The following is a 2,701-nucleotide window of genomic DNA, read 5'->3' as shown; positions in this document are numbered from 1 at the left end:
CTGCGCGGCGGGCAGTTCGTTCTGGCCTTCCGGCACGAGTTGGGCACTGCCCCACGAGGCGACCCAGTGTTCGCCGGCGGGGGTTTGGACGGCGATGGCGGCACAGCCGCCGAGAGAGAGACACAGGAGGCTGGCTGCCAGAATCGATTGACGCGACATCGTTATTCCTTCACACTGGGGAAATGGTTGCGCTACCATTCTAGTTTAGATCAATGTTACGGGCAACGAGATATATTTTTTTTATATGCCCGACATCACCAGGAGACCCAAAAATGCCCCTTATCCAGCGCGCCGCCAGCCCGATCATCACCGAAATGCAGGTGATCCCCGTGGCCGGCCGCGACAGCATGCTGCTGAACCTGTGCGGCGCCCACGCGCCCTACTTCACCCGTATCCTCGTCCTGCTGAAAGACAGCGCCGGCAACACCGGCATGGGCGAGGTGCCCGGCTCGAACGGCATCCTGCGCGCGCTGGAGCGGCTCGTGCCGCTGGTGACGGGCACCGAAGTGGCGCGCTACAACCGCACCCTGAACGTGCTGCGCGCGGCGATTTCCGGCGTGAGCCACCAGGTGACGTCGCGCGCCGAGGAAGCGGTCATGAAGCAGCCGCACGAGATCAACCTGCGCCTGGAAAACGTGGTGACGGCCGTGGAAGCGGCGCTGCTGGACCTGCTGGGCCAGCACCTCGCGGTGCCGCTGTGCGAACTGCTCGGCGACGGCCAGCAGCGCACGCACGTGACGATGCTGGCGTACCTGTTCTACATCGGCGACCGCACGCAGACGGACCTGCCGTACGAAGGCGAGGCGGCGAAGGACGGCTGGTACAAGGTGCGCGACGAGGAAGCGTTGAGCCCCGAGCAGATCGCCGACCTGGCATCGGCCGCCGTCGACAAGTACGGCTTCCGCGACTTCAAGCTGAAAGGCGGCGTGATGCGGCCGGAAGACGAGATCGCGGCGGTGGCCGCCATCAAGCGGCGCTTCCCGGATGCGCGCGCGACGCTGGACCCGAACGGCGCCTGGTCGCTGGCGGAAGCGATCGCCGCCTGCAAGGGCCAGGGCCACGTGCTGTCGTATGCGGAAGACCCTTGCGGACCGGAGGGCGGTTATTCCGGGCGCGAGATCATGGCAGAATTCAAGCGCGCCACGGGCATCCGCACGGCGACGAACATGGTCGCGACCGACTGGCGCCAGATGGCGCACTCGCACCTGCTGGGTGCCGTCGACATCCCGCTGGCCGACCCGCACTTCTGGACCATGCAGGGCTCCGTGCGCCTCGCGCAACTGTGCCACGACTGGGGCCTGACGTGGGGTTCGCACTCGAACAACCACTTCGACGTGTCGCTCGCGATGTTCACGCACTGCGCCGCCGCGGCGCCGGGCGACATCACGGCCATCGACACGCACTGGATCTGGCAGGAAGGCCGCGAGCGCCTGACGACGGAACCGCTGCAGATCGTGGGCGGCCAGGTCGCGGTGCCGGACGCGCCGGGCCTGGGCATCCAGCCCGACATGGAACGCATCCTCGCAGCGCACGAGTTGTACAAGAAGGTCGCGGGCGGCGCGCGCGACGACGCGATGGCGATGCGCTACCTCGTGCCCGGCTGGCAGTACGACCCGAAGAAGCCGAGCTACGCGCGCTGACACAAGCGCGAGGTGTCAGGCGGCCAGCACGCCCGGCACCTCGCATTGCAGGAATTTGTCGAACTCCGCCAGCGCCATCGGCCGCGCGAACAGATAGCCCTGGGCTTCGTCGCAGCGGCAGCCGCGCAGCGTCTCCATCACCTCTTCCGTCTCGATGCCTTCCGCGACCACGGTCAGGCCGAGCGCGTGCGCCATGTGGACGAGGGCCGCGACGAATTCGTCGCCATTGGGGCACTCTTCCAGGAAGAACGAGCGGTCCAGTTTCAGCACGTCGACGGGGAAGCGCTTCAGGTACGACAGGCTCGAATAACCGGTGCCGAAATCGTCCAGCGCCAGCTTCACGCCCAGGCGCTTGAGGCGGTGGAGCACGTCGACGGACTGGTCGATGTCGTCGATCAGCGCGCTCTCCGTCAGCTCCAGTTCCAGCGCGCGCGGCGCGAAACCCGTTTCGCGCAAAGCCTGTTCGACGTCGGCCACGAGCTCCGCCGACCGCAGCTGGCGCGCCGACACGTTCACCGACACGTGCAACTGCGTGCCATATTGGTCGGACAGGCGCTTGCCGACACGGCAGGCCTCGCGCAGCGCCCAGCGGCCGATCGCCTCGATGTGGCCGCGCTCTTCCGCGATCGGGATGAATTCGAGCGGCGACACTTGCCCCAGTTCGGGATGTTTCCAGCGCAGCAGGACTTCCACGCCGCGCAGGCGCCACGTGCGCACGTCGATGCGCGGCTGGTAATACAGTTCGAACTGGCCCAGCTCCAGCGCGCGCCGCAGCGCCGCCTCGACCTGCAGGCGGCGGCGCGCTTCCACGCTCATCTCCGGCTCGAAGAACTGGTACGAGCTCGCGCCCAGCGCCTTCGCCTTGTACATCGCCGTGTCCGCGTTCTGGAACAGCAGTTCGGGCGTGGCCCCGTCCTGGCCCGACAGGCTGATGCCGATCGACGCGCCCACGCACATCTCCAGCCCGTCGATGTGGAAGGGATTGGTCAGGGTCTCCAGCAGCCGCTGCGCGATGCCGGCGGCGGCGCCGCGGCCCGCGCAATGGGCCGCCACGACGAATT

Annotated in this window: 2 protein-coding genes; one reads left to right on the top strand and one right to left on the bottom strand. The window is 67.4% G+C overall.

Annotation, left to right across the window (positions count from 1 at the left end; translation table 11 throughout):
* The first annotated feature begins 272 nt into the window (after window positions 1–272).
* On the top strand, window positions 273–1,640 hold the full coding sequence (locus ACEN88_RS28760; RefSeq protein ID WP_413345188.1) for an enolase C-terminal domain-like protein: 1,368 nt from the start codon (window positions 273–275) through the stop codon (window positions 1,638–1,640).
* Between the two features lie 15 nt (window positions 1,641–1,655).
* On the opposite strand, the gene ACEN88_RS28755 is transcribed toward ACEN88_RS28760, so the two are convergent.
* Window positions 1,656–2,701 (bottom strand): putative bifunctional diguanylate cyclase/phosphodiesterase (locus tag ACEN88_RS28755; RefSeq protein WP_413345186.1); only part of this gene is annotated, 1,046 nt, incomplete at its 5' end.

The organism is Massilia sp. CT11-108, assembly GCF_047302915.1.
GTDB classification, from domain to species: Bacteria; Pseudomonadota; Gammaproteobacteria; order Burkholderiales; family Burkholderiaceae_D; genus Telluria; species Telluria orientalis.
The sequence above is the reverse complement of the archived record's forward strand: the minus strand, read 5'-3'. Positions and strand labels throughout refer to the sequence as shown.